Annotated in this window: 26 protein-coding genes and 1 riboswitch; of the genes, 8 read left to right on the top strand and 18 right to left on the bottom strand. The window is 69.1% G+C overall.

Features of this window, described 5'->3' with window-relative positions:
* Positions 1–41: 41 nt before the first annotated feature.
* Together EHW97_RS10800 and EHW97_RS10795 are read right to left on the bottom strand one after the other, a co-directional pair.
* Positions 42–1,376: a class II 3-deoxy-7-phosphoheptulonate synthase gene (locus EHW97_RS10800; RefSeq protein ID WP_124237179.1), complete on the bottom strand. Its 1,335-nt coding sequence runs from the start codon at positions 1,374–1,376 to the stop codon at positions 42–44.
* 60 nt (positions 1,377–1,436) lie between these two features.
* Entirely contained in the window at positions 1,437–2,186 is a 750-nt protein-coding gene (locus tag EHW97_RS10795) for a lysophospholipid acyltransferase family protein (protein WP_124237178.1), read from the bottom strand.
* A 55-nt stretch (positions 2,187–2,241) separates the two neighbouring features.
* Between EHW97_RS10795 and EHW97_RS10790 the strand changes: the two genes are divergently transcribed.
* Positions 2,242–2,679, top strand: coding sequence for a hypothetical protein (locus EHW97_RS10790; protein WP_124237177.1), 438 nt, complete (start codon positions 2,242–2,244; stop codon positions 2,677–2,679).
* Here the strand turns inward: EHW97_RS10790 and EHW97_RS10785 are convergent.
* A complete protein-coding gene (locus EHW97_RS10785; RefSeq protein WP_124237176.1) occupies positions 2,579–3,622 on the bottom strand; it encodes an ROK family glucokinase in 1,044 nt (347 codons plus the stop codon). The genes EHW97_RS10790 and EHW97_RS10785 overlap by 101 nt on opposite strands.
* A gap of 20 nt (positions 3,623–3,642) precedes the next feature.
* On the bottom strand, positions 3,643–4,086 hold the full coding sequence (locus EHW97_RS10780) for an SRPBCC family protein (protein WP_124237175.1): 444 nt from the start codon (positions 4,084–4,086) through the stop codon (positions 3,643–3,645).
* A 103-nt stretch (positions 4,087–4,189) separates the two neighbouring features.
* Here EHW97_RS10780 and EHW97_RS10775 point away from each other — a divergent pair, with 103 nt between their 5' ends.
* A complete protein-coding gene (locus EHW97_RS10775; protein WP_243696401.1) occupies positions 4,190–5,926 on the top strand; it encodes an AMP-dependent synthetase/ligase in 1,737 nt (578 codons plus the stop codon).
* Here EHW97_RS10775 and EHW97_RS10770 read toward each other — a convergent pair.
* The 4 genes from EHW97_RS10770 to EHW97_RS10755 all read right to left on the bottom strand — a co-directional run bounded on the left by EHW97_RS10770 (position 5,893) and on the right by EHW97_RS10755 (position 10,052).
* Positions 5,893–7,158, bottom strand: coding sequence for a hypothetical protein (locus tag EHW97_RS10770; protein WP_124237174.1), 1,266 nt, complete (start codon positions 7,156–7,158; stop codon positions 5,893–5,895). The two genes, EHW97_RS10775 and EHW97_RS10770, sit on opposite strands and share 34 nt — an antisense overlap.
* Positions 7,139–8,074: a C40 family peptidase gene (locus EHW97_RS10765; protein WP_166367482.1), complete on the bottom strand. Its 936-nt coding sequence runs from the start codon at positions 8,072–8,074 to the stop codon at positions 7,139–7,141. The genes EHW97_RS10770 and EHW97_RS10765 overlap by 20 nt, the downstream gene beginning before the upstream one ends.
* A gap of 50 nt (positions 8,075–8,124) precedes the next feature.
* A riboswitch (cyclic di-AMP (ydaO/yuaA leader) is annotated at positions 8,125–8,266 on the bottom strand.
* 65 nt (positions 8,267–8,331) lie between these two features.
* The gene (locus EHW97_RS15865; RefSeq protein WP_124237172.1) at positions 8,332–9,693 is read right to left on the bottom strand and encodes a hypothetical protein; all 1,362 of its coding nucleotides are present in this window, start codon (positions 9,691–9,693) and stop codon (positions 8,332–8,334) included.
* A gap of 80 nt (positions 9,694–9,773) precedes the next feature.
* Positions 9,774–10,052, bottom strand: a complete 279-nt coding sequence (locus tag EHW97_RS10755) for a hypothetical protein (protein WP_124237171.1) — start codon at positions 10,050–10,052, stop codon at positions 9,774–9,776.
* A gap of 111 nt (positions 10,053–10,163) precedes the next feature.
* On the opposite strand from EHW97_RS10755, the gene EHW97_RS10750 reads away from it, so the two are divergent.
* Complete coding sequence (locus tag EHW97_RS10750; protein ID WP_243696400.1) at positions 10,164–11,846, top strand: DEDD exonuclease domain-containing protein; 1,683 nt, start codon at positions 10,164–10,166, stop codon at positions 11,844–11,846.
* A complete protein-coding gene (locus EHW97_RS10745) occupies positions 11,843–12,121 on the top strand; it encodes an Lrp/AsnC family transcriptional regulator (protein ID WP_124237169.1) in 279 nt (92 codons plus the stop codon). The genes EHW97_RS10750 and EHW97_RS10745 overlap by 4 nt, the downstream gene beginning before the upstream one ends.
* A gap of 15 nt (positions 12,122–12,136) precedes the next feature.
* Here the strand turns inward: EHW97_RS10745 and trpD are convergent, their stop codons facing one another.
* Both trpD and EHW97_RS10735 read right to left on the bottom strand, forming a co-directional pair.
* Entirely contained in the window at positions 12,137–13,177 is a 1,041-nt protein-coding gene (gene trpD / locus EHW97_RS10740; RefSeq protein ID WP_124237168.1) for an anthranilate phosphoribosyltransferase, read from the bottom strand.
* On the bottom strand, positions 13,174–13,581 hold the full coding sequence (locus EHW97_RS10735) for a response regulator (RefSeq protein ID WP_124237167.1): 408 nt from the start codon (positions 13,579–13,581) through the stop codon (positions 13,174–13,176). The genes trpD and EHW97_RS10735 overlap by 4 nt, the downstream gene beginning before the upstream one ends.
* A gap of 24 nt (positions 13,582–13,605) precedes the next feature.
* Here EHW97_RS10735 and ctaE point away from each other — a divergent pair, with 24 nt between their 5' ends.
* The 4 genes from ctaE (at position 13,606) to qcrB (ending at position 17,939) form a co-directional block, all read left to right on the top strand.
* The gene (gene ctaE / locus EHW97_RS10730; protein ID WP_124237166.1) at positions 13,606–14,244 is read left to right on the top strand and encodes an aa3-type cytochrome oxidase subunit III; all 639 of its coding nucleotides are present in this window, start codon (positions 13,606–13,608) and stop codon (positions 14,242–14,244) included.
* Between the two features lie 61 nt (positions 14,245–14,305).
* Positions 14,306–15,157, top strand: coding sequence for a cytochrome bc1 complex diheme cytochrome c subunit (qcrC, locus tag EHW97_RS10725; RefSeq protein ID WP_124237165.1), 852 nt, complete (start codon positions 14,306–14,308; stop codon positions 15,155–15,157).
* Positions 15,154–16,233, top strand: coding sequence for a cytochrome bc1 complex Rieske iron-sulfur subunit (gene qcrA / locus EHW97_RS10720; RefSeq protein ID WP_124237164.1), 1,080 nt, complete (start codon positions 15,154–15,156; stop codon positions 16,231–16,233). Before qcrC ends, qcrA begins: the two co-directional genes overlap by 4 nt.
* Complete coding sequence (qcrB, locus tag EHW97_RS10715; RefSeq protein WP_124237163.1) at positions 16,230–17,939, top strand: cytochrome bc1 complex cytochrome b subunit; 1,710 nt, start codon at positions 16,230–16,232, stop codon at positions 17,937–17,939. The genes qcrA and qcrB overlap by 4 nt, the downstream gene beginning before the upstream one ends.
* Positions 17,940–18,019: 80 nt before the next feature.
* On the opposite strand, the gene EHW97_RS10710 is transcribed toward qcrB, so the two are convergent.
* The 8 genes from EHW97_RS10710 to EHW97_RS10675 form a co-directional block, all read right to left on the bottom strand.
* Positions 18,020–19,177 (bottom strand): Cmx/CmrA family chloramphenicol efflux MFS transporter, encoded by a 1,158-nt coding sequence (locus EHW97_RS10710; protein WP_124237162.1) that lies wholly within the window; start codon positions 19,175–19,177, stop codon positions 18,020–18,022.
* 232 nt (positions 19,178–19,409) lie between these two features.
* Complete coding sequence (locus EHW97_RS10705) at positions 19,410–20,609, bottom strand: L,D-transpeptidase (protein WP_243696399.1); 1,200 nt, start codon at positions 20,607–20,609, stop codon at positions 19,410–19,412.
* 37 nt (positions 20,610–20,646) lie between these two features.
* Positions 20,647–21,042 carry a cytochrome c oxidase subunit 4 gene (locus EHW97_RS10700; RefSeq protein ID WP_124237161.1) on the bottom strand — a complete coding sequence of 132 codons (396 nt, stop codon included), beginning with the start codon at positions 21,040–21,042 and terminating at the stop codon, positions 20,647–20,649.
* 3 nt (positions 21,043–21,045) lie between these two features.
* Complete coding sequence (ctaD, locus tag EHW97_RS10695) at positions 21,046–22,821, bottom strand: aa3-type cytochrome oxidase subunit I (protein ID WP_465252552.1); 1,776 nt, start codon at positions 22,819–22,821, stop codon at positions 21,046–21,048.
* Positions 22,818–23,651: an aa3-type cytochrome oxidase subunit II gene (ctaC, locus tag EHW97_RS10690; RefSeq protein ID WP_243696398.1), complete on the bottom strand. Its 834-nt coding sequence runs from the start codon at positions 23,649–23,651 to the stop codon at positions 22,818–22,820. Before ctaC ends, ctaD begins: the two co-directional genes overlap by 4 nt.
* 111 nt (positions 23,652–23,762) lie before the next feature.
* Positions 23,763–24,749: a carbohydrate kinase family protein gene (locus EHW97_RS10685; RefSeq protein WP_124237158.1), complete on the bottom strand. Its 987-nt coding sequence runs from the start codon at positions 24,747–24,749 to the stop codon at positions 23,763–23,765.
* A gap of 126 nt (positions 24,750–24,875) precedes the next feature.
* Positions 24,876–25,238, bottom strand: a complete 363-nt coding sequence (locus tag EHW97_RS10680) for a HesB/IscA family protein (RefSeq protein WP_121794146.1) — start codon at positions 25,236–25,238, stop codon at positions 24,876–24,878.
* A gap of 93 nt (positions 25,239–25,331) precedes the next feature.
* Positions 25,332–26,459, bottom strand: coding sequence for a glycerate kinase family protein (locus EHW97_RS10675; protein WP_124237157.1), 1,128 nt, complete (start codon positions 26,457–26,459; stop codon positions 25,332–25,334).

The raw sequence follows: 26,459 nt of genomic DNA, 5'->3' as shown, positions 1-26,459 counted from the left end.
GCGCCCTCACCCCGGTGGTTGGGTACGGCCGGGTGCGTGTCTCAGCGCCCCGAGAGCATCTCCGCGACGAGGAAGGCCAGTTCGAGCGACTGTGCGCGGTTGAGTCGCGGGTCGCACAGCGTCTCGTAACGGTGCGCGAGGTCGGCCGCCGACAGACGCGAGCCGCCGCCGACGCACTCCGTCACGTCGTCACCGGTCAGCTCGACGTGCAGGCCGCCGGGCCAGGTGCCGAGCGCGCGGTGGACCTCGAAGAACCCGCGCACCTCGTCGATGACTGCATCGAAGTCGCGCGTCTTGTAGCCGTTCTCGGTGGCGAAGGTGTTGCCATGCATCGGGTCGGTGACCCACGCGACCTCGACCCCGGCCGCGCTGACCTTCTCGATGAGGTGCGGCAGCAGGTCGCGGATCTTGTCGGCGCCGAAGCGGGTCACGAACGTGACCTTGCCGGGGATCCGCTCGGGGTTGAGCTTCTCGTACAGCGCGATCGCGTCGTCGGGAGTGCTCGTCGGGCCGAGCTTGACACCGATGGGGTTGGCGATCCGACTCAGCAGTTCGACGTGTGCGCCGTCGAGCTGCCGGGTGCGCTCGCCGATCCACAGGAAGTGACCCGACACGTCGTACGGCAGCTGCGTCCGCGAATCGATGCGGGTGAGTGCGTGTTCGTACTCGAGGATGAGTGCCTCGTGGGAGGAGTAGAAGTCCACGGTATGGAGCTCGGCCGGGTCGGCGCCGATGGCCTCCATGAACGCGAGCGCCCGGTCGATCTCGGCGCCCATCCGCTCGTACCGCTCCCCCACGGGGCTGTTGCGGACGAAGTCGGTGTTCCACACGTGCATCTGTCGCAGATCGGCGTATCCGCCGGTGGTGAACGCGCGGATGAGGTTCAGCGTGGCGCTCGAGGCATGGTAGACGTCCAGGAGGCGCTGCGGGTCGTGACGACGCGCCTCCGGGGTGAAGTCGAAGCCGTTGACGGCGTCGCCCCGGTAGGCCGGCAACGTGACGCCCTCACGGGTCTCGGTGTCGCTGGAGCGGGGCTTGGCGAACTGCCCGGCGAGACGGCCGACCTTGACGACCGGCACGCTCGCGGCGTACGTCAGCACGACGGCCATCGACAGGAGCACGCGCAGCTTGTTCCGCGTGTTCTCCGCCGTCACGCCCTCCAGAGTCTCGGCGCAGTCGCCGCCCTGAAGGAGGAACGCCTCGCCACGGGCCACCGCGGCCATCTTGTCGCGCAGCGCGTCGCATTCGCCCGCAAACACGAGCGGGGGCATCTTCCGCAGCGTGTCGACCGCACGATCGCGCTCGACCTGATCGGCATACGTCGGCTGCTGGGCGGCGCCGATCGCATGGAGGTCGTCAAGGCTGGGAATGCTCACCGCACCAGGATACGCGGGGCTCCTCGCCCCGTGAGACGCGGTTTCATCGTGCGGACGGGCTCACTCGTTCAGCTCATCCCAGACTTCGTCGGACTCGGCCTTCTCACGCTCCGCCGCGGCGGCCTCGGCCAGCTCCTTGTCGCGCTTCTTGGCGTCCTGCGCGTAGAGGTCGACGTACTCCTGACCGGTGAGATTCATGATCTCGTACATGATCTCGTCGGTGATCGCCCGCAGGATGAAGCGGTCGGACTCCAGGCCCTCGTAGCGGCTGAAGTCGAGTGGCCGACCGAACTTCACCCCGGGCCGGGCGAACCGGCCGAAGACCTTGCCCGGCGGCGCGATGATGTCCGTGTTGAGCACGGCCACCGGGATGACCGGCACCTTGGCCTCGAGCGCGAGGCGCGCGACGCCGGTGCGACCCCGGTAGAGCTTGCCGTCGTGCGAGCGCGTGCCCTCGGGGAAGATGCCGCACACCTGCCCTTCGGACAGCAGCCGCAACTGAGTCTTGAGAGCGCCGGCCGCAGCCGATCCGCTCGTGCGGTCGATCGGGACCTGGCCGGTGCCGCCGAAGAACTTCTTCTGCAACCAGCCTTTGACGCCGGGCGACTCGAAGTACTCGGCCTTGGCCACGAACGTGACGCGGCGCGGCATGACGAGCGGCATGAACAGCCAGTCGCTGTACGACAGGTGGTTGGCGGCCAGGATCACCGGCCCCTGACGCGGCACGTTCTCGAGCCCTTCGGCGAACGGACGAAAGATCACGCGCAGCAGCGGACCCAGCGCCAGGTACTTCAAGAACCAGTAGAGCACGAGAGGACGATACCTCCCCTCGCCCTCGCGCCCTCGGCGGTGCGAGGATGTGGTCATGACCGAGCGCGACGAGCGCGACGAGTTCGACCGGATCGTCGAGGGGCTCGAGCTGGACGTGGAGGGCCTGCCCGATCTGGACGAGGCCGCGGCCGAGCACGCCCGGCGCGAGGAAGAACGTCAGCGCGCCGCCGCCGAGGCCGACGAACTCCCCCACGAACTGCGTGACGCCGACGAGGTGGAGGAGGAGCCGTTCTACCGCCAGGTTCCGCCCGCGCGGCTGCGTCCCGCGCGGGGCACGGGGTTGGCGTGGGCGGGCGTCGCGGCGGCTCCGGTGCTGGCGCTGCTGTCGGCCGTCGTGGGCTTCTGGCTCCCTGCCGAGGTGCTCGCCGTGCTCACACTCGTCGCGGTCGTCTCGGTGGCCTGGCTGGTCTGGCACCTGCCCGAGCGCGGACCCTCCCACCGGGATTGGCCAGACGACGGCGCCGCGCTGTAAGCCGGGCCATGTCGGCGGCACCGATCAGACCGGCGTCCGGCCCCAGGTGGGCACCGACGATGCGTGCCTCAGCGCGGTAGCCGCGCCCCGTCAAGGTGCGCGCGAACGCAGCGCGCGCCGGGCTGAGAAGCAGCTCGCCGTTCTCGCTCACGCCGCCACCGATCACGAACAGACCGGGGTCGACCGCGGCGGCCACGTTGGCCAGGCCCACACCCAGCCAGTCGCCGACATCGCTGACCCAGGCTCGGGCCACCTCGTTGCCGGCGAGGGCGTGCCGCCCGACCGACGCTCCGTCGACCCGCTCGAGGTCGCCGCCGGCCTCCGCGAGGAGTTTGCGGCCGAACTCGCTGCCCTCGAGCGCCGCCGCGCGGGCGCGGCGCTGCAGCACCCGGCCGCTGGCGTACTGCTCCCAGCAGCCGACGTTGCCGCACTCGCACGGCAGGCCGTCCGGGACGACGCGCATGTGCCCGAACTCCCCGGCGATGCCGAAGTGCCCGCGATAGGGCTGCCCGTCGATGACGATCGCGCCGCCGATGCCGGTGCCCAAGGTCACCATCACGAGGTCGGGCTCGTTCTGCGCCGCGCCGAAACGCCATTCGGCCCAGCCGCCGGCGTTCGCGTCATTGTCGACGAGCACGGGGAGACGGGTGCGCCGGGCGACGGCGTCCCGGAGCGGTTCATGGCGCCACGCCAGGTGGGGAGAGAACAGGACGGTCGACTGGGAGACGTCGACGTAGCCCGCGGCACCGATGCCGATCGCCCGGACCGTGTACTCGGCGCGGAACTGCGCCGTGACGTCGGCGATCGCGTCGACGATCGCCACCGGGTCCGTGGTGGGCGTCTCGCGTCGCGCTCGGGCTACGACGCGGCCGTCCTCGTCGACGACGCCGGCGGCGATCTTCGTGCCTCCGATGTCGATCCCGACGGCGAGTCGCTCAGCCATGCTGCTCCCCCGTTCTTCGCTCAGACGTCAACAGATTCGACCCGCTTCTTCAGACCCTTCAAGGCGGTGTCGACGATGACCTTCTCGGCCTTGCGCTTGAGCATCCCGAGCAGCGGCACCGAGACGTCGACCCGCAGCTGGTAGGTCACCCGGGTGGTGTCGGCGGCGACCCGGTCGAGCCGGTACGCGCCGTCCATGGCAGTGAGCATGGACGCGTCACCGACCATGCTCCAGGAGACGGCGTCATCGCCCTCCCACCGGTAACCCAATGTGAACTCGTCGCGGATGGGCGGGGCGGCCAGCAGGAACCGCACCTCCTCGGCGCGACCGTCGTCACCGGCTTTGAGCACGGTGACCTCCTGCATGCCCGTCGCCCACGAGGGATAGGACTCGAAGTCGGCGATCACCGCCATGACGGTGGACGCGGGCGCGGCGATCACGATGTCGCTCTCGGTGCGCGCCATCGGTCCCTCCTCTGTCGTCATGCAGGACCGGCGGTCCCGACCACGCCACAGCCTAACCACCGTCACCCTCCTGAGCCGATCCGCGGGAGTAGGGTGGTGGGCTGTGAGCACCCCCGCGACGACGCGCGATCTCGGCAATCTCTCGCTCGATCTGCTCGACCGACTGCGCACCGCCCCGGATGCCGTGGCGCTGCGCCGACGTGTCGACGGCGCGTGGCAGGACGTCACCGTCCGCGAGTTCCACGGCCAGGTGGTCGCCGCCGCCAAGGGTCTCGTCGCCGAGGGCGTCGACGCCGGTGACCGGGTCGCGCTCCTGGCCAAGACGCGGTACGAGTGGACCGTCCTCGACTACGCGATCTGGTGGGCCGGCGCGATCACCGTGCCGATCTACGAGACCTCGTCGGCCGCGCAGATCGCCTGGATCCTCTCCGACTCCGGCGCCACGCACGTGTTCGTCGAGACCGAGGAGCATCGCGAGCGCGTGGAGCAGTCGCGCGAGGAGGCCCAGCAGGTCGAGCACGTGCGACTGCTCGACGACGTACTGACGACGCTGGCGGAGGTCGGCGCGGACGTGCCGGACGAGGTCATCGAGGAGCGGCTCGCGACACTGACATCGGACTCCCTCGCCACGCTCATCTACACGTCCGGCACCACCGGACGCCCCAAGGGTTGCGAGCTGACGCACGGCAACTTCCGTGCCGAACTCGGCGGTGCGCTCGAGAGCCTCCCGCAGATGTTCTCCCAGCCGGGTGCGTCGACCCTCCTCTTCCTGCCCCTCGCTCACGTCTTCGCGCGGATCATCCAGATCGGCGCGATCCGCGCGGGCGCGGTGCTCGGGCATACGGCCGACATCCCCGACCTCGTCGAGCACCTCGGCGAGTTCAAGCCGACGTTCATCCTGGCCGTGCCGCGGGTCTTCGAGAAGGTCTTCAACTCCGCGAGCAGCAAGGCGTACGCCGAGGGCAAGGGCAAGATCTTCGATCGCGCTGCCCAGACCGCCATCGCCTACAGCCGGGCCACGGAGGACGACGGCCGCGCCGGCCTGCTGTTGCGCGCCCGCCACGCACTCTTCGACAAGCTCGTCTACGGCAAGCTGCGCGAAGCCCTCGGCGGCCGGGCCGTGTACGCCATCTCCGGCGGCGCTCCCCTCGGCGATCGGCTGGGGCACTTCTACCGCGGCATCGGCGTGACGGTCCTCGAGGGCTACGGCCTGACCGAGAGCACCGCCGCGCTCGCCGTGAACCGTGTCGACCGGCAGCGCATGGGAACCGTCGGCGTCCCCTTCCCCGACACCGAGGTCAGGGTGGCCGACGACGGCGAGCTGCTGTTCCGCGGTCCGCAGGTCTTCCGCGGCTACTGGCGCAATCGGGAGGCCACGGCCGCGGTTCTCGAAGCCGACGGCTGGTTCCACACCGGCGACCTCGGCGAGATCGACGACGACGGTTTCATCAAGATCACCGGCCGTAAGAAGGAGATCATCGTGACGGCCGGCGGCAAGAACGTGTCACCCAGCATCCTGGAGGACCGCGTTCGCGCTCACCCCTACGTGAGCCAGTGCCTGGTGGTGGGTGACGGCAAGCCGTTCATCGCCGCGCTCGTGACCATCGACCGCGAGCACTGGACCGGCGACCTCGACGACCCGGCGCTCCACGACGCCGTCCAGAGCGCCATCGACGACGCGAACACGCAAGTGTCACGCGCCGAGTCGATCCGCAAGTTCACCGTGCTCGATGAGGACTGGACGGAGGAGAACGGTTATCTGACGCCCTCGTTCAAGGTTCGGCGCCACGCCGTACTGCGCGATCTTCACGACACCGTCGAGGCGTTGTACGTCAGGTAGTCGCGCCATTGGGCGGTGACCGTGGCAAGGTCCGTGCCGACGGCCTCCCGAAGGGCGGCCTCGACACTCGTGCCCTCGCCGCTGGTCACCCGGCGGTAGAAGTCGAACACCGGCTCGAAGCCGTGCTGTTCGACGAGCATCCGGATCGCCAGCCAGGCTGACTCGTACACCGCGGTGACGCGCTGGGCATCGGCGAAGTCCTCACGTGTGGGCAGCCGCTGCGGCGGCCCGTCGTCCCGCACCTCGTCGAGGATGCGCTCGGCGCTCTCCGCGAGGCCGGCGTCGTCGTCGCGCAAGGCGACCCAGTCGGCGAAGCCCTCCACGACCCACATCGTGTCCTGCCCCGGAGCTCCGACGACCTGCGTCAACTGGTGCACGGCTTCGTGGGTCATGACGATCTGGCGCGCGCGGGCGTCCATCGTGGAGAAGACGTTCGGATTGAGCGCGACGACTGCTCCGGCGTCGGAACCGGCGTCCAGGCGCGTCGTGACCGCGGCGATGGCCGCCGCCTCGTCGGGCGCTCGACCGACGAGACGTGCCAGCAGGTCGGTACTGGCCGGTTGCACCACGACGAGCGGGTCGGGGCGTGCCTCACCCAGCGCTGCTTCGACCGACGCGGCGGCACGATCGGCCAACTCCGTGACGTCGTGCTCTGCGACGTCGCCGACCGCGACGACCGCACCCGCGCCCCCACGATCGACCGCGAGCGGGCCCGCCAGCCAGATCGGCAGCGGGTCGTCCTCGTGCGGCTCGGAGCCGGCGAGGACGAATCGATCGTCCTCGTAGGAGAAGCGGAGCACGACGGTGCTGCGGCGCGCCCCCGCTGGGAACACCGTGCCGTCAGCCTCCCACGCGACGCGCACGGTGACGGTGGTCGTCCCGTCGTCGCGTGAGGGTGCCTGACCGCCGTCGACGTAGCGCAGCGCCATCGATGCGGTGCCGAGATCGCGCAAGGCGTCGGAGACGGCACTGGCCGTCGCACCGCCGCCCGCGGCATCGGCGAACGCCTCGGTACCGGCACTTCGGCTCATGTCCGACAGCTGCTGGTCGATCCGTCGTACGGCGTCGGAGGGATACATCACGCTCGCGGCCCCCGGGTCGTCGGTGCGCCACGGGTGCTGCCAGAGCACCAGGGCGCCGCCGACGACCACGAGGGCCGCGAGCGCGAGAAGATTGGCCCGCAGCAGGGTGCGCGGGCGCGAAGCGTCAGGGTCAGCCGACGCGCGAGGCAACCGAGAAGCCGCTCAGACCGACGATCTCGACCGTCTTACCCGGGCGGGGTGCGTGGATGACCTGACCGTTGCCGATGTACATGCCGATATGCGACATGCTCGAGTAGGCCACCAGGTCGCCGGGCTGGACCTCGCTGATCGGGATACGCGTTCCGGCGTCGATCTGCGGACCGACCACGCGCGGCAGCGAGACGCCCGCGGCGGCCCACGCCGCCTGCGTCAGGCCGGAGCAATCCCACGAGTCGGGGCCGGTGCCGCCGTACACATAGGGATCGCCCAGCTGGCCGAGCGCGAAGTTGATCGCCGCCTGCGCGTTGCCGCTCGCCGGCGGGATGTCGACGGGTGCCTGCGTGTTGCCCGGAGCGGTGAGCTCCTCACGCTGCGGCGCCTCGAGACGCTGCAGGTCGGCCTGAGCGCGTTCGTAGTTGGCCTCGACCTCGGCCTTCTTCTCCTTGGCCTCGGCCACCGCGGCGTCGAGGCTCTTGCGGTGCTCCGCGAGCTTCTTCTGGCGGTTCTTCAACTCGCGGCTGGTGTCGCCGAAGGCGTCCAGCGCCTCGGCGCGCGAGGTGTTGAGGGCGTCCACAGCGCTCAGACCGTCGAGGAACACCTGAGCGTCCTTGCTGGCGAGCAGGTTGACCGTCGGTCCGAGGGGCGCGTCCAGGTGCTGCTGCACGATGGCGGACTCGAGCTCCACACGCTGCGCCTCGTACTGCTGCTCCACGGCGGCGATCTCCGCGGTGAGCTCGTCGATGCGCTTGGTGAGGGTCTGCTGCTCCTCGGAAAGCTGATTGACCTCTTCGTTGGCCGCTTCAGCGGCGTGGAACGCACGCTCGACGTCAGCAGGCGTGACCTGCGGATCGGCGTGTGCGGACGAGAGGGACAGTACTGCGGCGAGTGCGAGGGACGTGGAACCCACGGCGATCGCTCGCAAGGGCGCGACTCGGTGCGTTCGCGGCACGGATCATCTCCTGCAATCCTCGACGCCTACCGGGTGAGCTGACGGGTTCGGGCTCAAGGCTGCCCTACGGTCAGGCACGAGGCCTGACCGATTCACCCCAAAGTGGTTGGGTCCCCGGTTCGCCCGAAGGCGATTCGGCGGTGCCAGCGTCCCGACCGTCGGCCGAGGTCTCCGCTGACACAAGACCCCACTGTAGGCACCCGGCCCGGGGCCGATCAACTCGCCCCGCTGTTAGCTGGACGACGTTTTCGCCGCGCGGCGACCCGAGAGACCATCGACGTCCCGATCACGGTCGCAGCGGACCCGAGGATGAGCAGCGCGGCCATCGAGGCCGCGCCGGTGTCGGGAAGCTCCGCCGTGGGTGCAGCGATAGGCACGAGATGGCCGGGACGGGCCGCCGGCGGAGCGGAGGGTTCGGCGCCCGGATCGGCAGGCGGCGGCACCGCGACAGCGGCCACCGTCAACGGCGCCTCGTCCACGACCTCGCCCGCGACCCGCAGCTGCAGCACGTACGTGGCCTCGGCACGGGGCGCTTCGATGTCGACCTCCGCCCGACCCGCGCCATCCGTCGCGGTGGCAGCGAGCTGCTCGCCGGAAGCCAGCGTGACGGCGAAATCGGTGGCGGCAGGCAGACCCGAGACCTTCAGCGTCGTCACGGCGCCCGGTTCGACCGAGGAGACCGGCGGCACCAGCGTGGGATCGAAGGAATAGGTCACGGTGATGTAACCGGCACCGTGGTTGGGCCGAGTGGAAAGAGGAGTCAGCCCTGGCGCGAGGTACCCCGAGCCTCCACCGCCGGCACCCGCCGTCCGCATCGGGGGCTGTCCCCAGAATCGAGCGCTCCCGCCGCCTCCCCCGGCATATCCCCCGCCCCCGGCAGCCGTGGGATAATTGCCGAAGGACGCCGCCGCTCCCCCATCACCGGGAGTGATGCGGCCCTCGGCGTCGACCGTGGCGACCCCGCCGGTGCCGCCCGCGACGGCGACGGGCGAGGACGGCCCGCCCGGTGTGCCACCGACGGCACCGGAACCCGCCGCGGGCAGATCAGGATCATTCTCGCCACCAGCGCCGTGCGGGTCGATGGATGCATAACCCCCCGCGCCGCCGGCGAGGGTCACGACGCGCGTGGATTCGTTGGTGAAATGTCCGCCACCGCCGCCTCCCCCGGCCACGGCGACGAACCGGCCCGGCACGGCGAGATAGCTTCCTCCTCCGCCCGAGGCGAGGATCGGACCGTCGTCGCGATTCCCACCGAAAGTCAGGGTGCCTTCCTTGCCGACGAGGAGATGGAGAGTCTGCCCGTTGTAGGACGTGCCCAGATCGACCACGATGGTGCCGCCCGCGCCTGCGGAGTCGCCAGCGGCATCCTGGCTGTTGGCGGCGCCGGAGCCTGCCGCGATCTCGGCGGTCAGATCGGAGAGTCCGGCGGGTACCTGCCAGGTCGCCTGTGGCCCCGGGGCGAAGGTCACCGTGCACGCGGACAGGCAGGGCGCGGCGCCGTGAGCTGGAACAGCGGCCACGATGACACCAGTGACCGCCGTTGCGAGACTCGCGACGGCAGAAGCAAGGACACGCACGGAGACACCCTTCGAACGGCGGCAAATCACCGGCACTGTAACCGTGCGCACGGCGGTGTGTCCGGCGATTCGCTTCCCGTTCAGGCTCCTGCGGGGTCCGGAGTGGAGGACGGCGTGACGGTCACGAGCCGCAGCGGCGGGACGAGCCCGGAGCCGGCGAGCGCGTCGAGCGCGGCGCGCTCCTGCTCGTCGATCTGCACCGGATCGTCGGCCGGCGGCCCGAGCAGGACACTGACGACGCAGTCGGCGCAGGCGCCGGGGCTGCGGACGACGCACCGGTCGCAATCGACCACGAGGCTCTCGGTGTCGTGGTCGCCCGGCCGGCCGTGAGGCGATGCGGCGAAGCTGTGCTGGTTCATGCCTGCGACGCTACGGACCGTCACTGACATTTCCGGCGAGTCGCCGTCTCGGACTCCTTCAGAGATCTCCCGCGGACCGAACTGACAGTGGACCCGCCTAGCGTGTCCGCCGTGGTGATCCAACCGACCTTCGACGATCTCGGCCGTCCGCTGCTCGACACGACGTTCTGCGTCGTCGACCTCGAGACCACGGGCGGATCGCCGGCCAAAGGGTCGAAGATCACCGAGGTCGGCGCCGTCAAGATCCGCGGCGGAGAGGTACTCGGCGAGTTCCAGACGCTCGTCAACCCCGACGAGTCGATTCCCGCGTTCATCACCGTGCTGACCGGGATCACCGACCAGATGGTCATCGACGCGCCCCGGATCGACGAGGTCCTGCCGAGCTTCCTCGAGTTCGCGCACGGCTGCGTCCTCGTCGCCCACAACGCGCCGTTCGACACCGGCTTCCTACGGCACGCGGCCGGCGAACTGGGCATCTCCTGGCCTCGGTTCGAGGTCCTCGACACCGCGGTCCTCGCCCGCCGCGCCCTGCTGCGCGACGAGGTCCCCAACGTCAAGCTCGCCACCCTCGCAGCCAAGTTCTCCGAAGTCACTCCCGACCACCGCGCGCTCACCGACGCACGGGCGACGGTCGACGTGCTGCACGCCCTCTTCGAGCGGCTCGGTTCACTCGGCGTCACCACGTTCGAGGAGGTCCGCGACTTCACCGCAGCCGTCTCCCCCGCCCAGCGCGCCAAGCGCCACCTGGCCGATCACCTTCCCGACGCGCCCGGCGTCTACCTGTTCCGGCGCAGCGACGGCGAGGTCCTCTACGTCGGCACGTCGCGCTCCTTGCGCCGACGCGTCCGCTCGTACTTCACCCGCGCCGAGACGCGGTCGCGGATGGGCGAGATGATCGCGCTCGCCGAACGCGTCGATCCGGTCGTGTGCGCCACCGCCCTTGAAGCGCAGGTCCGCGAGCTGCGGCTCATCGACGAACACCGCCCGCCGTACAACCGGAGGTCCAAGTTCCCGGACCGTCAGTCCTGGATCAAGCTCACGTCCGAGCCCTGGCCCCGGTTGTCCATCGTGACGCGTGTCCTCGACGACGGTGCCGACTACATCGGCCCGTTCCGCCGCGCCGCCGCCGAGTCGGCGGTGGCCGCGCTCCACGAGTCATTCCGTGTCCGGCAGTGCACCACCCGCTTCGGCAAGGTCCCGCGACGATCACCGTGCGCCCTGGCCGAACTGGGTCGGTGCCTGTCTCCCTGCGACGGCAGCGTCGACGCCGAGCGCTACGGCGACGAGGTCCAACGGCTCCGCGACGCCCTCCACGGTGACCCGGCGGCCCATGTCGTGCGGCACGTCGAGGACAAGATGACGCAACTGGCCGCCGCCGAGCGTTTCGAGGACGCGGGCGCCTGGCGCGACCGGCTCGCGGCGTTCCTGCGCGGCTCGCGCCGAAGTCAGCGACTCCGCTCGCTGACCGAGCAGCCTCAGCTCGTCGCCGCGGCGCCCCACGAGGACGGCTGGGAGATCCACGTCGTGCGCCACGGCCGGCTTGCGGCGGCCGGCATCCTTCGTCGCGGCACCGCCACGTGGCCGTGGGTCGAGTCGCTGGTCGCCAGCGCGGAGACCGTGACCCCCAGCCACGGGCCGTGCCCCTCCGGGCTCGTGGAGGAGACGGAGGCGATCCTGCGCTGGCTGGAGCAGCCCGGCGTCCGGCTGATCGAGGGCAGTTGGGCGTCCCCGCGCTGGAGCACGGCTCGCCATCTCGACCGCTACGAGGTCGATCGCTCTATGCTCGCTGTGTGATCACCGCGATTGTCTTCATCGAGGCCGAGGTCTCGTCGATTTCCGAGACCGCCGAGCAGATCGCCGAGATCCCCGGAGTGAGCGAGGTGTACTCGGTGACCGGCGACCTGGATCTGATCGCCATGGTGCGCGTCCGGTCGCACGAGGATCTCGCCAAGGTCGTCCCGGACCGCATCAACAAGGTTCCCGGCGTCCTCAGCACGCAGACGCAGATCGCCTTCCGCGCCCTCAGCAAGCACGACCTCGAGGACGCCTTCTCCATCGGCCTCGACTGACCGGACGGGCTCAGCTCACCCCACGAGGCGCTGGGTCACGCCGCTCCAGCGGTCCAGGACCGCTTGCGCAGCGCCGGAGTCGATCGACTCGGCCGCACGCTCCACACCGCGCGCGATCCGCTCGGTGAAGCTGCCGGCACCGGCCTCGTGCGCGGCGATGCCCGCCCCCGCGTTCAGCAGCACCGCGTCGCGGACCGGGGACTTCTCACCGGACATGACCCGGCGGAAGACGTCGGCGTTGTACTCGGGGTCGCCGCCGCGCAGGGCGTCCGGCGCGGCCAGGGCGATGCCCACGTCGCGCGGATCGAAGGTCTCGGCCCGGATCTCGCCGTCGGCGTCGGGCAGCCACACCTGGGTCGTGTCAGAGACCGTGATCTCGTCGAGGCCGTCGTCGCCGCGGAACACGAACGCCTCCGCGCCGCGCCGGGCCAGTACTCCTGCCATCAGCGGGGCCATCCGGGGGTCGGCGCACCCGATCGCCATCGCGGCCGGCCGTACCGGGTTGGTCAGCGGTCCCAGGAAGTTGAACACCGTCGGGACGCCGAGTTCGCGACGGACCGGGCCGGCGTACCGCAACGACGGATGGAACACCGGCGCGAAACACAGGGTGATCGACGCTTCGGCGTAGACGTCGAGGATCCGCTCGGCCGGGACGTCGAGCCGCACGCCGAGCCGCTCGAACACGTCGGCCGTGCCGGTCTGGCTCGACGATGCCCGGTTCCCGTGTTTGACGACGCCGATCCCCGCACCGGCGATCGTCACGGCCGACATCGAGGAGATGTTGACGGTCTTGGCCATGTCGCCGCCGGTGCCGACGATGTCGACGACGCGGTCATCGAGGTCGAGCGTGGTGGCCTTGGCGTACATGGCGTCGACGAGCCCTTGGAGTTCATCGAGGGTCTCGCCCTTGGCCCGCAGCCCGATGGAGAAACCGGCGATCTGCGCGGCCGTCGCGTCCCCGGAGAGGATCTGCTCCATCGCCCACTGCGCCTGGGCATGGTCGAGGTCGCCGCCGGCGACGAGCGTCGACAGCAGCTGCGGCCAGGTGTGGCTCATCGGCGTGCGGCCAGGCGCGTCCGGGCCACCTCGAGGAAACTCTCGGCGAGCCGGAAGGGGTCGATCGGATGCGGGACGGCCGCTTCCGCTCGGGACCAGGTGGCGAGCCAGGCATCCTGCTCGCGGGCGGTGAGCACGATGACGGGAGGCGCGTGGAAGATCTCGTCCTTGATCTGGCGCGCGATGCCCATGCCGCCGGCCGGCACCGCCTCGCCGTCGAGGATCACGACGTCGATGTCACCCTCGTCGAGCCGCTGGATGACGACCGGCTCGGTGGCGACCTCGACGAACTCCACGCGCGGCAGATCGGGGTGCGGACGCTCTCCGATCGCCGATTTCACTGCGGTGCGAACCTCGCGATCGTCGCTGTACAAGAGGACACGCAGGGTGTGGTCATCGGTCACAACCGAATCGTACATAATGAAGGCGTGGCGACTACTTCAGCGATTCCCGCGTCCCGGCTCCACGGCGTCGAAGGACGGCCGTCGTATGTGACGGTCGGAACGATCGTCTGGCTCTCGAGCGAGCTGATGTTCTTCGCAGCCCTCTTCGCTGCCTACTTCACGGTGCGCAGCGTCGCCCCGGATCTGTGGGCGCAGGAGACCGAGCTGCTGAACCTCCCGTTCGCCACCGCGAACACGACGATCCTGGTGCTGTCCTCGTTCACGTGCCAGTTCGGCGTCTTCGCCGCGGTGCGCGGCCGCGCGGGCCGGGTCGGCTCGCTGCTCAACGTCGCGCAGTGGGGCATGCGCGAGTGGTTCATCCTCAGCTACATCATGGGCGCCATCTTCATCGGCGGCCAGGCGTTCGAGTACGCCGAGCTGGTCCACCACGGCCTCACGATCCAGAGCTCCGCGTACGGCAGCCTCTTCTACCTCGCCACCGGCTTCCACGGCATCCACGTCATCGGTGGTCTCATCGCCTTCCTGCTCGTCATCGGCCGCACCTACGTGGCGCGCAAGTTCACCCACGAACAGGCCATCTCGGCGGTCGTCGTGTCCTACTACTGGCACTTCGTCGACGTGGTCTGGGTGGCGCTCTTCGCGGCCATCTACCTGATCCAGTGAGCAAGGCTCACCTCACAATTTTCGACCTGGGTGTCCAGGGATACGCTGAAGAAATCACGGAATGAGGTTCTCGGTGCGCACATTGTCGACCAGACGCCGGCACCCCCTGGCCGGACTGTTAGTTCTCGCGGTGGGGCTGCTCATCACGGGTGGCCTGTACGCCGCGGTGGCGCCCAAGGCGGCCACGGCTGAAGAGTCGGCGTCGACGAGCGACATCGAGGCGGGCCGCCAGCTCTTCCTCGTGGGCTGCGCGAGCTGCCACGGCGTCAACGCTCAGGGCATCAACACCGAGGGCGCCGACGGCGAACCCGGTAACTACGGTCCCCCGCTGATCGGTGTGGGCGCCGCCGCCGTCGACTTCCAGGTCGGCACCGGCCGCATGCCGATGGCGCAGACCGCGCCGCAGGCGCCGCGCAAGGCCGACGAGTACACGGACGAGGAGACCGCTCAGCTCGCCGCGTACATCGCCTCGCTCGCGCCCGGTCCGCAGATCCCCGAGGAGCGTTACCTCGACTGGGAGAGCGTGGACGAAGAGGGCCTCGCCGAGGGCGGCGAGTTCTTCCGCACCAACTGCACGGCGTGCCACAACTCCGTCGGTGCCGGTGGTGCACTCCCGAACGGCCGCTACGCCCCGTCCCTGGACGGCGTCGAGGCCAAGCACATCTACGAGGCCATGCAGACCGGCCCCCAGCAGATGCCCGTGTTCTCCGATGACGTGATCACGCCCGAGGAGAAGCTCAAGGTGATCGCCTACATCAAGACGATCTCCGAGCAGCCCAGCTACGGAGGCGTCAACGGCGGCAGCCTCGGTCCCGTCGTCGACGGCGTCTGGGTCTGGGTCGTGGCGCTCGGCTCGCTCGTCGGATTCGCAATCTGGATCGGCTGGCACGGAACGAGGACGAAGAAGCGATGACGCAGGAACTCGAGAAGACCACCCCCGCCGGCGATCCGATCGCCGATCCGGGCCTCCCGGAGCACCAGTACCGCCCGCAGGACGTCGATCCGGCGCAGGAGAAGCGCACGGAGCGTCAGATCGCCACGATGTTCGGCGTCGCGACGCTGCTGCTCCTCGGGTTCTGCGTCGCCTACTTCACGATCGACCAGGACGCGCTGATCTTCGTCAACGGCGCCGGCACCGGCGGCTGGTCGGCGATGAACTTCACCCTGGGCCTCACCCTCGGTGGCGCCCTGCTGCTGATCGGCACCGGCATCATCCAGTGGGCCAAGAAGCTCATGGGCGACCACGAGATCATCGAGATGCGCCACCCCGCCCGCTCCTCCGAGGAGGATCGCAGCGCGGTCATGGCCGACATCAACGCCGGCATCGAGGAGTCCGGGATCGGCCGTCGTCCGCTGATCCGCAACAGCCTTCTCGGCGCGCTCGGCGCGATGGGCCTGCCGGCCATCGTCATGCTGCGCGACCTCGGACCGCTGCCCGGCGACAAGCTCATGCACACGGTCTGGAAGCCGGGCATGCGCGTGGTCAACGACGTCTCGGGGCAGCCGATCCGGCCGTCGGACGTCGAGGTCGGCCAGCTGGTCAACGGCCAGCCGGCGATCTTCTTCGAGACCGACGACGAGGGCCACGCGGTCATGCACGGCCACGATGTGCTCAACGCCAAGGCCAAGGCCGCGGTCATCCTGGTGCGCATGCGCCCCGAGGACATCACGCCTGCTGAGGGTCGCGAGAACTGGGGTGTCGACGGCATCCTGTGCTACTCCAAGATCTGCACGCATGTCGGCTGCCCGATCAGCCTCTGGGAGCAGCAGACGCACCACCTGCTGTGCCCCTGCCACCAGTCCACGTTCGATCTCGCCGACAACGGCAAGGTCATCTTCGGCCCCGCTTACCGTCCGCTGCCGCAGCTGCCGCTCGCAGTCGACGAAGAGGGCTACCTGGTCGCCGTGAGCGACTTCCCCGAGATCGTCGGTCCCTCCTACTCCTTCCTCGACCGCGATCAGAAGAAGCTTGACGAGGAGATGGCATGAGCCAGACCTATACCCCCGTCGAACGGACGGCGACCGGCAAGAAGCTGGCCGGCCCCGTCGGCTGGCTCGACGAGCGCCTCGGCCTCGCCGGACCCGCCAAGAAGAACCTGCGCAAGGTCTTCCCCGAGCACTGGTCGTTCATGCTCGGCGAGGTCGCCTTGTGGAGCTTCGTCGTCCTGCTCATCACGGGCGTGTTCCTCACGCTCTGGTTCGACCCGAGCATGGCCGAGACCACGTACACCGGTTCGTACCGTCCGCTGAACGGCGTCGAGATGTCGGTCGCCTACGCCTCCTCGCTCGATATCAGCTTCGACATCCGCGGCGGCCTGCTCCTGCGTCAGATGCACCACTGGGCGGCGCACCTGTTCATCGCCGCGATGTTCGTGCACATGCTGCGCGTCTTCTTCACGGGCGCGTACCGCAAGCCGCGCGAGCTCAACTGGCTCATCGGCCTCGGTCTGCTGATGCTCGGCATCCTCGGCGGCTTCAGCGGCTACTCGCTCCCCGACGACCTCCTGTCGGGCACGGGCCTGCGGATCGCCGACGGCATGATCAAGTCGATCCCGCTCATCGGCACTCACGTCTCGTTCTTCCTCTTCGGCGGCGAGTTCCCCGGCGACCAGATCATCGGTCGCCTGTACATGGTCCACATCCTGCTGATCCCGGCCCTGCTGCTCGGCCTCATCGCCGCGCACATGCTGCTGCTCGTCTACCACAAGCACACGCAGTTCCCCGGCCCCGGACGCACGAACGAGAACGTCGTCGGCTACCCGGCCCTGCCGGTCTACATCGCCAAGGCCGGTGGCTTCTTCTTCATCGTCTTCGGCGTCATCGCCTCGATGGCCGCGCTGTTCACCGTCAACGCGGTGTGGATCTACGGTCCGTACAACCCGGCCGAGGTGACCGCGGGCTCGCAGCCCGACTGGTACATGGGCTTCGCGGAGGGCGCGCTGCGGATCTTCCCGCCGCTCGAGTGGTCGTGGTTCGGCAGCACGTGGGCGATGAGCGTCTTCATCCCGGGCCTCGGCTTCCTCGGCCTGCTGTTCGTCGCCCTCGGCGTCTGGCCGTTCATCGAGCGCGCCATCACCCGCGACGAGCGTGAGCACCACCTGCTGGAGCGTCCGCGCAACAACCCGACGCGCACCGGCCTCGGTGTCGCCGGCATGACGTGGTTCGGTCTGCTCTGGATCGGTGGCGGCAACGACGTCATCGCGCTCAAGTTCGGACTGGACCTCAACGCCATCACGTGGTTCCTGCGCGTGGGCATCTTCGTCGGGCCGGTCATCGCGTTCATCGTGACGCGCCGCATCTGCATCAGCCTGCAGCGCAAGGACAACGAGGTGCTGACCCACGGCTACGAGACCGGCGTCATCGACCGCTCCCCCGACGGTGGCTACTCCGAGCGCCACGCGGCACTGCCGATCGAGAAGCAGTACGCCGTCACGTCGGCCAAGGAGCGTCCGAAGGCGATCGAGGCTCCCGAGCTCGTCGACGAGAACGGTGTCGATGCGCCTCGTTCGCGCCGCGAGCGTCTGCGTCACCGGATGCGCCGGTTCTACTACTTCGGCTCCGGTGCCGTTGACAAGCCCACGGCTGAGGACATGGCCCATGCCGAGGAGCATCTGCGGGGCTCGAACGAGCACCCGATCGAACTCGGCGAGGACTTCCAGGGCGTGTCCGAGACCGGTGTCCCGCGGGTGCACTGAGCACTGGCATCACGGCGAAGGGCCGTTCCCCCACCGGGGAGCGGCCCTTCGCCGTTCTCAGTACGTCGCGCGGTGAGCCCTCAGGCCGCCGTGACAGGGACGGTCGTCAGCTGACCCCGCGCCGCGAGCATGATGATGAGCGCCGCCGTCGTCAGCCCCACGGCGACCCAGACCGGTGTCATCACGTTCGAAGCAGCCGCCAGACCCAGCGCGCCGAGAACAGGACCGACGACGGCACCGACATTCAGGGAGGCCGTTGCGTAGGCGCCAGCCATCGTCGGCGCATTCGATGCGGCGTACAGGACCCGCGTGATCAGCGTGCTGCCGACGCCGAAGGACATCGCGCCCTGCACCAGGATCATGACCATCAGGGCAACCGGATGTGAGCCGCTGAGCGCCAGCAGAATCCACCCGGCGAGCAACAGAGGAGCGCCGCCGGCGAGCACGAGGCACGGTCGTTGGTCCGAGAGTCGTCCGGCAAGGGTGACCCCCACGAACGACCCGACGCCGAACATCACGAGCGCGACGGGCACCCAGACATCAGCCAGCGCGGCGACCTCCGTCACCACGGGAGCGAGGAAGGTGAAGACCGCGAACGTCCCCGCGTTGACCAGCGCGCCGAGCCCCATGGCGAGGAGGAGTCGTGGCGACGTCAGGTGAGCGAGCTCAGCACGAAGGCTCGCTCGGCCGTCTCCCCCGCGGGTCCTGACGGGTCTGCTGTCGACACCTCGGAGAACGCCGACGGCAGCCGGAATGCAGAGCAGTGCGATCGCCCAGAACGTCGCGCGCCACCCCACAGCCGTGCCGAGCATCGCGCCGGCGGGGACTCCCGCCACGGTAGCGATCGTCGTGCCGGACAGCAGTACGGCCAGAGCGCGTCCCTTGCGATGCTCAGGCACGAGCCTCGTCGCGGTGTTCAGCGCAACAGCGAGGAACCCCGCGTTCGCCACGGCGCTGAACACTCGGGCGGCCAGGAGGACCGGGAAGCGATCCGTGACAGCTCCGACCACGTGGAGGGCTGCGAACGCGACGAGACAGACGAGGAGCGTTCTTCGAGGCGGCCAGCGGCGGGCGAACGCGGCCATCACCGGCGCGCCCACGACCATACCCGCAGCGAACGCGGAGGTCAGCAAGCCCGCGGTGGCGACGGTGACGCCGAGATCGGCAGCGATGGCGGGGAGCAGTCCCGCGAGCATGACGAAGACCGCCAGGGCAAGCAGGTAGAGAACGAATGGCATCGAGTACTCCGAGGCGAGAGATCAGAACGTGAGGTCCTCGTCACCACGGCAGGCCCGGAAACGATTTGATGCGCGCCCGCGAGGACGCTGGGCGCTTAGCGGTTCACGGGGCTGGCGGGGTGACCGACAGCCCCTGACCTGTCTGACTCAGGGCTCGACACCCGACGCAGTCTAGCGTCGCCCGGTGGTGCCGTCTCGTCGGCCGGCGTCGTGAGCGTGAGGCAGGGCGCGGCTACGCGCCCGGAGCGGCCTCAGGAGCGCCCTGGAGGGCCGATCCGGCCTTCCAGGTCTCCCAGTCCACATTCCAGTCGGTCCAGCCGTTCTGCGCTTCGAGGGGCCGCGGACTACCGACGAACGTGATGACGTCACCGCGCTTGGAGTTCTCGTACAGCCACGCCGCGTTCTCCGTGCTCATGCCGACGCAGCCGTGGCTGACGTTGGCGCGCCCGTGGGAGCCGGCCGACCACGGCGCGGCGTGGACGAACTCGCCGGAGTTCGTGAGGCGCAGCGCCCACTTCACGCCCTTGAGGTTGTAGTAGTTCGGATCTGCTGAGTCCACGCCGGTCGTCGCAGCGTCCATGTCGATGGAGGCGTGCTTCTCCATGACGAGCTTCGTACCCTCGCGACTCGCCCATTGCGGCGCGCCGGTGGACACGGGGATGGTCCGCGCGACCTGGCCATCGATCTGCACGGTCATCGTGTGGGCGTTGACGTCGACAGTCGAGACGACCGATGAGCCGACCTGGAAATCGACCACCTGGTCCTGCTGGCCGTACACGCCGTTGCCCGCGGGCAGGCTGTTGAGCTGCAGATCCACGCGCACCTTCGTGCCGGCGGGCCAGTAGTCCTTCGGGCGCCAGTGCGCGGTGCGATCGTTGAGCCAGTTCCAGGCGCCCTCGACTCCCGGGTCGGACGTGACGGTCATGTGCTGTTCGAACGTCGCCTTGTCCTGCACGGGGACGTCGAACATGACGATGACCGGCATGCCGACCCCGACGGTCTCGCCCTGCAACGGGACGACCGAGGGATACGTCTGCTCGTCGAGCGTCAACGCCTGACTCGTGAAGGACGCGGCCAACGACGCGGTCTCGCCGTCCTCGCCGGTCGCCTGGGCCTCGAGGCGGTAGGCGACCCCGGGTTCGAGCCGCTCGCCCGCCGTCCAGCGGCCGCCCTCGATCGTTCCGTCGATGACGGCGTCGCTCGTCGTGTCGCGGACGGCCGCGCTGTCGAGCGTGCCGTTCGTGACATCGACCGTCACCACCGTGTCGACCGGGACGTCGGTCGCACCGTCGGCCACATTCGCCTGAAGCTCGGCGGCGGGCTTGTTCGCGACGGGGGTGAACGACGAATCGCCGTCGCTGCTGCAGGCGCTGAGCAGCAGGACGGCGATCAGCGCGGCGGTAGCACCGCGCAGAAACGACGAGGGGATCACCGTGACAGTGTAGTCACAATGATCCCCTCGTCCAGTCTCAGTGGGCGTGGACTCCGCGGTAGTACTCGAAGACCCAGCCGACGACGACCACGGCGCCGAACGGCACCGCCAGGAGGAACAGCCACCACCCGACGACGATGCCGAGCATCAGCACGCCGAACACCATGGCCGCCCACAGCGGCCACCAGCTGAACGGCGGGAAGAAGCCGAGCTCGCCGGCGCCGTCGATGATGTCGCCGTCCTTGCGGTCCTCAGGACGCGGATGCACCTGCTTGCTGACGAACCCCAGGTAGAGCACCAGCATGAGGCACAGCAGCAGCGTCATCGTCAGAGCCGTCGTGCCGGTCGGGTCGCCCGAGAGCACCCAGTAGGTGGGCGTGACGAAGACGAAGAAGACCGCACAGCCTGCGAGGATCCAGAACTCGTTCTTCATGGCTCACTCACCATCCTTGTCGTGCCGGCGGCGGTTGTTCTCGCCGAGCGCTTCTTCGCGGTCACCGATGTCCGGAGCGTCGGACAGCGTCTGCGTCTCCGCAGGGTTCTGCCGCATCTCCAGCGCCGCGAGGTCCGGGTGGTGCAGGTCGAACGCCGGGCTCTCGGAGCGGATGCGCGGCAACTTGGTGAAGTTGTGACGCGGCGGCGGCGAGGACGTCGCCCACTCCAGCGTGCGACCCCAGCCCCACGGATCGTCGCGGCCCACGAGCGGAGCCTTGCGCGAGATCCACACGTTGTACAGGAACGGCAGGGTCGAGGCGCCGAGCAGGAACGCGCCGATCGTCGAGATCTCGTTCAAGGTCGTGAAGCCGTCGAGCGCTCCGTAGTCGGCGTAGCGGCGCGGCATGCCCGCGACACCCAGCCAGTGCTGCACGAGGAACGTCAGGTGGAAGCCGATGAACAGCAGCCAGAAGTGGATCTTGCCGAGCTTCTCGTTCAGCATCCGGCCGGTCATCTTGGGCCACCAGTAGTAGAACCCGGCGAACATCGCGAACACGACGGTGCCGAAGACGACGTAGTGGAAGTGCGCCACCACGAAGTAGCTGTCGGACAGGTGGAAGTCGAGCGCCGGCGAGGCGAGGATGATGCCGGTCAGACCGCCGAAGAGGAACGTCACCAGGAAGCCCAGCGCGAACATCATCGGAGAGTCGAACGACACCGAGCCGCCCCACATCGTGCCGATCCAGTTGAAGTACTTCACGCCCGTCGGCACCGCGATGAGCAGCGTCATGAACGAGAAGAACCCGAGGTTGACCGCGCCGGTGACGAACATGTGGTGCGCCCAGACCGTCGCCGACAGCGCGGCAATGGCGAGCGTCGCGAAGACCAGACCGACGTAACCGAAGACCGGCTTGCGGCTGAACACCGAGAGGACTTCGGTGATGATGCCGAAGAACGGCAGCGCGATGATGTACACCTCAGGGTGACCGAAGAACCAGAACAGGTGCTGGTAGAGGATCGGTCCGCCGGTGGCGGCGTCGAACACGTGGGCACCGAGCATCCGGTCCGCGCCGAGCGCCAGCAGCGCCGCACCGAACACGGGGAACACGATGATGACGAGCAGGCTCGTCACGAGCGCGTTCCACGTGAAGATCGGCATGCGGAACATCGTCATGCCCGGAGCGCGCATCGTGAAGATCGTGGTGATGAAGTTGACGCCGCCGAGGATCGTGCCCAGACCCGCCATGTAGAGGCCCATGACCCACAGGTCGCCGCCCATGCCCGGGGTGTGGATCGAGTCGCTCAGCGGGAGATACGCGAACCAGCCGAAGCTCGCCGCGCCACCGGGGACGATGAAGCCCGAGACGGTGATCAGACCACCGAACAGGAACATCCAGTAGCTGAACATGTTGAGTCGCGGGAACGCGACGTCGGGAGCGCCGATCTGGATCGGGACGATCATGTTGGCGAAGCCGAAGAACAACGGCGTCGCGAACAACAGCAGCATCACCGTGCCGTGCATGGTGAAGAGCTGGTTGTACGTCTCGTCGCCCACGATCTGCGAGCCCGGACGGGCCAGCTCGGCACGGATGATGAGCGCGAGCACGCCGCCGAACAGGAAGAACGCGAACGAGGTCAGCAGGTACAGCTTGCCGATCAGCTTGTGATCGGTGGTGGTCAGGATCGTGACGATCTTCTGACCGATCGTGCGCTCACGCGGAAGCAGGACGGACGGGGAAGCGCTGCCCTCGTCGAACGCCGCGGTGGTGGCCATCATTCTCCTCTGTCATCAGGCGTGCCGGCGATCTTGGTCGCCTCGGACGGGCCCTGCGGACGGCCGATCTGGCCGGCCTCCTCGAGCTCCTCCAGGTGCGCGTCGTACTCGTCGCGGGACACCACATGCACGTTGAACAGCATGCGGGTGTGGTAGATGCCGCAGAACTCGGCGCAGCGACCGGTGAAGGTGCCCTCGCGGTTCGGGGTCATCGTGAAGCTGTTGTCCTGGCTTCCGGGGAAGACGTCCATCTTGAAGTAGAACTCCGGGACCCAGAACGAGTGGATGACGTCGGGCGACGTGAGCTGGAACTCGACCGACTCGTTGACCGGCAGGTACAGATCAGGCAGGTGCTCGGTATCGCCCTGGTCGTAGACGGTCTCACCGTCGGTGGCCTCGGGCTCGAGGTAGTTGAACGTCCACTGCCACTTGCTGCCGACGACCTCGATCGTGTGATCGGGGTTCTCGACGTCCTCGAGCATCGTGCTCTGCGCCTGGACGGTGTGGAAGAAGAACACCGAGACGATCATGACGGGGGTGATCGTGTACAGAACCTCGATCGGGAGGTTGTACCGGATCTGCGACGGTCCGGCCTCCTCGCCACGACGGCGCCGGTAACGGATGGGCGCGTAGAGGATGAGCGCGAACACGACCACGAAGACCACGAGCGTCGTGATCCATGCGCCGAGCCACAGGTGCCACATCGGCTCAGAGCGATCGGAGCCGGCGATCGGAAGCGCGAGACGCTTCAACTCCGACTCGTCAAGAGGGGAACAGCCGCTGAGCAACACCACGGCTGCGGCGAGGATCGCCGCCAACTTCTTCCGACCCACGGGGCGCCTTTCTGAAACCTGGACCATCACCTGGTTGTCACCAAAACCCTAACGCAGTGCCTCGCTGAGAGATCGCTCAGGTCGGCCTCACTCCGCCACGTCGTCACCGGCTCACCCGCGGATCGCGAGGGCTTGGTGAATTTCTTCACGAGCGTCGCGGCCGTACTGCTGCTCGACGCGGCGCAGGAAGGTGTCGGCGTGGAGGTCGTACTCCTGCGTGCCGACCGTCTCGACGACGGCGGCGGCGATCGTGCAGCCCACCTCGGCGCACCGCTGGGGGCTGAGCCCGGCCGCGACGCCGGCCAGGTAACCCGCCCGGAAGCTGTCGCCGACGCCGGTGGGATCGACCGCTTCGATGCCGTCGATGGCGGACACCTCGATGCGCTCACCACCGGGCGTGTAGACGACGGCCCCGTCCTTGCCGTGCGTGACGACGCGTGTGCCGACGTGCTCTTGGACCTCGGCCTCGCCCCAGCCGGTCTTCTTCTCGATGAGCGCGGCTTCGTACTCGTTGCAGAACAGGTAGGCCGCGCCGTCGATGAGGTCGCGGATGATCTCGCCGTCGGCCCAGGCGAGCTGCTGGGAGGGATCGGCCGCGAACGCCAGGCCGATCTCGCGGGCGGCCCGCGTGTGACGCAGCATGCCCTCGGGGTCGTCCGGGCCGATGAGCAGCAGATCGATCGGCCGGCTGCTGTGCAGCTCGGCGATGTCGATCTCACGCGCCTCGGCCATCGCGCCGGGATAGAACGTCACGATCTGCGCGTGCGCGTCGTCGGTCGTGATGGTGCACAGGGCCGTGTGGCGGTCCCGCGAGACGCGCAGCTGGGAGCAATCGACGCCGGCCGTCTCGAGCCACTTCTGGTAGCCCTGGTCGGCGAAGTCGGTCCCGACGGAGGCGACCAGCGTCGGGGCGTGCCCCAACTGAGCGAGACCGAACGAGATGTTGGCGGCGCAGCCGCCACGACGGACCTCGAGGTCGTCGACGAGGAACGAGACCGAGATCTTGTCGAGCTGGTCGGGGACCAGCGAGTCCGAGAAGCGGCCGGAGAACGTCTGCAGGTGGTCGGTCGCGACCGACCCGGCGATGGCGAGATGCACTGATCCAGCATACGAACCCCTCCCCCGCGTCCCCAGCCCCCCGGGCCGTGCGGCGACCGTGAGCGCGGAAATGACGACGGCGCCGGGGTGAGTCGAACTCACCCCGGCGCCGTCAGGAGAGGCTGATCAGTGGAACGAGTCGCCGCAGGCGCACGAACCGGTCGCCATCGGGTTGTCGATCGTGAAGCCCTGCTTCTCGATGGTGTCGACGAAGTCGATCGTGGCGCCGTGGAGGTACGGCAGGCTCATCCGGTCGACGACGACGTTGACGCCCTCGAACTCGCGGATCTCGTCGCCGTCGAGCGAACGCTCGTCGAAGAACAGCTGGTACCGGAGGCCCGAGCAACCGCCCGGCTGCACGGCGATGCGCAGCGAGAGGTCGTCACGGCCTTCCTGGTCGAGCAGGCTCTTGACCTTGGCCGCCGCTCCGGAGGTCAGCGTCACTCCGTCGGCCGGCGCCGTGGTCTGGGTCTGGTCCGTCGTGGTCATGTGTGCTCCTGCCGGTGGACTGCTGGTGATCGAGGTCAACGCCCCCCGTCACGATTCCATTCCCATCGTACGCGCTCGCGGGAACGAACTCGATCAGCGTCCAGCTCCGGCGGATGTCGACCAGGTGCGGGCGACACGCGCCGCGAGGTCGGCCAGATGGCGTGCAGGGGCGTGCATCGCCTCCTCCACGGCGAGGCGATCGGTGAGCCCGTAGGCCGATTCGACGCCGAGGGCACGCATCTCCCGCGCTCCGACGTCGACCGTGCCCGCCAGCACGACGCAGGGGCGCGCTGCCTCCGCGGCGATCGTGGCGACACCGTAAACGACTTTGCCCGCCCGCGACGCGTAGTCGAACGCCCCCTCGCCGGTCAGGACCAGGTCGTGCGACCGGGCGAGGGCACGGAGGCCGGTGGCGTCGGCGACGACCCCGAGACCGGTGGTGACGGAGCCACCGAGCAGCAGCAGGGCGAATCCCAGTCCGCCGGCGGCGCCGGCCGACGGCGAGTCGGCGAGTCGTCGTTCGGAGGGGGTGCGTCCGCAGACCGCGACGACGAAGCCGTCGAGGACCCGGTCGACGCGCAGGATGTCCTCCTCGGAGAACCCCATCTGTGCGCCGAACATCTTCGACGCGCCGAACATGCCGAGCAACCGGGTCTCCACGTCGGCCGCGACGACCAGCTCGACACCGGACAACCGCTCCCGGGCGGCCATCACGTCGACGGCCGACACCTGCTCCAGCCCGGCGGGTCCCCGGTCGAGCGGCCCGTCCGCCGTGGCACCGAGCGCCGCGAGCAGCCCCGCTCCCCCGTCGTTCGTGGCGCTGCCGCCCAGACCGACGACGATGCGGCGGGCACCGGCGTCGACGGCGGCGGCCACCGCCTCGCCGACGCCGAAACTCGTCGCCGTCCACGGTGAGCGGCGTGCCGGCTCGACCACGTGGAGGCCGCACGCCTGCGCCGACTCCACGTAGGCGGTGGATCCGTCGACGAGCAGTGAGACGGGCAGCGGCTCACCGACGGGACCCCGGACGGTGACCGCGTGCAAGCGGCCGCCGAGAGCGGCGTGCAGCACCTCGACGAAGCCAGGCCCGCCGTCCGCCATCGGCGCGACGGTGATCTCGTCGTCCGGGGCCGTGCGGCGCCAGCCTTCGGCGATCGCCTCCGCGGCCTGGGGCGCCGTGAGCGTCCCGGAGAACGCGTCGGGCGCGACCAGGACGCGCAC

This window comes from Aeromicrobium camelliae, from assembly GCF_003850045.1.
Classification (GTDB): domain Bacteria; phylum Actinomycetota; class Actinomycetes; order Propionibacteriales; family Nocardioidaceae; genus Aeromicrobium; species Aeromicrobium camelliae.
Note: the sequence above shows the minus strand (reverse complement) of the source record. Positions and strands in the feature narration are given on the sequence as shown.

Coding starts and splice junctions, on each gene's coding strand:
- qcrA (WP_124237164.1), top strand. CDS start 15,154: ATGACGCAGGAACTCGAGAAGACCACCCCCGCCGGCGATCCGATCGCC.
- EHW97_RS10780 (WP_124237175.1), bottom strand. CDS start 4,086: ATGGCGCGCACCGAGAGCGACATCGTGATCGCCGCGCCCGCGTCCACC.
- EHW97_RS10790 (WP_124237177.1), top strand. CDS start 2,242: ATGACCGAGCGCGACGAGCGCGACGAGTTCGACCGGATCGTCGAGGGG.
- EHW97_RS10755 (WP_124237171.1), bottom strand. CDS start 10,052: ATGAACCAGCACAGCTTCGCCGCATCGCCTCACGGCCGGCCGGGCGAC.
- trpD (WP_124237168.1), bottom strand. CDS start 13,177: ATGAGCCACACCTGGCCGCAGCTGCTGTCGACGCTCGTCGCCGGCGGC.
- qcrB (WP_124237163.1), top strand. CDS start 16,230: ATGAGCCAGACCTATACCCCCGTCGAACGGACGGCGACCGGCAAGAAG.
- EHW97_RS10700 (WP_124237161.1), bottom strand. CDS start 21,042: ATGAAGAACGAGTTCTGGATCCTCGCAGGCTGTGCGGTCTTCTTCGTC.
- EHW97_RS10785 (WP_124237176.1), bottom strand. CDS start 3,622: ATGGCTGAGCGACTCGCCGTCGGGATCGACATCGGAGGCACGAAGATC.
- qcrC (WP_124237165.1), top strand. CDS start 14,306: ATGAGGTTCTCGGTGCGCACATTGTCGACCAGACGCCGGCACCCCCTG.
- EHW97_RS10680 (WP_121794146.1), bottom strand. CDS start 25,238: ATGACCACGACGGACCAGACCCAGACCACGGCGCCGGCCGACGGAGTG.
- ctaD (WP_465252552.1), bottom strand. CDS start 22,821: ATGATGGCCACCACCGCGGCGTTCGACGAGGGCAGCGCTTCCCCGTCC.
- EHW97_RS10710 (WP_124237162.1), bottom strand. CDS start 19,177: ATGCCATTCGTTCTCTACCTGCTTGCCCTGGCGGTCTTCGTCATGCTC.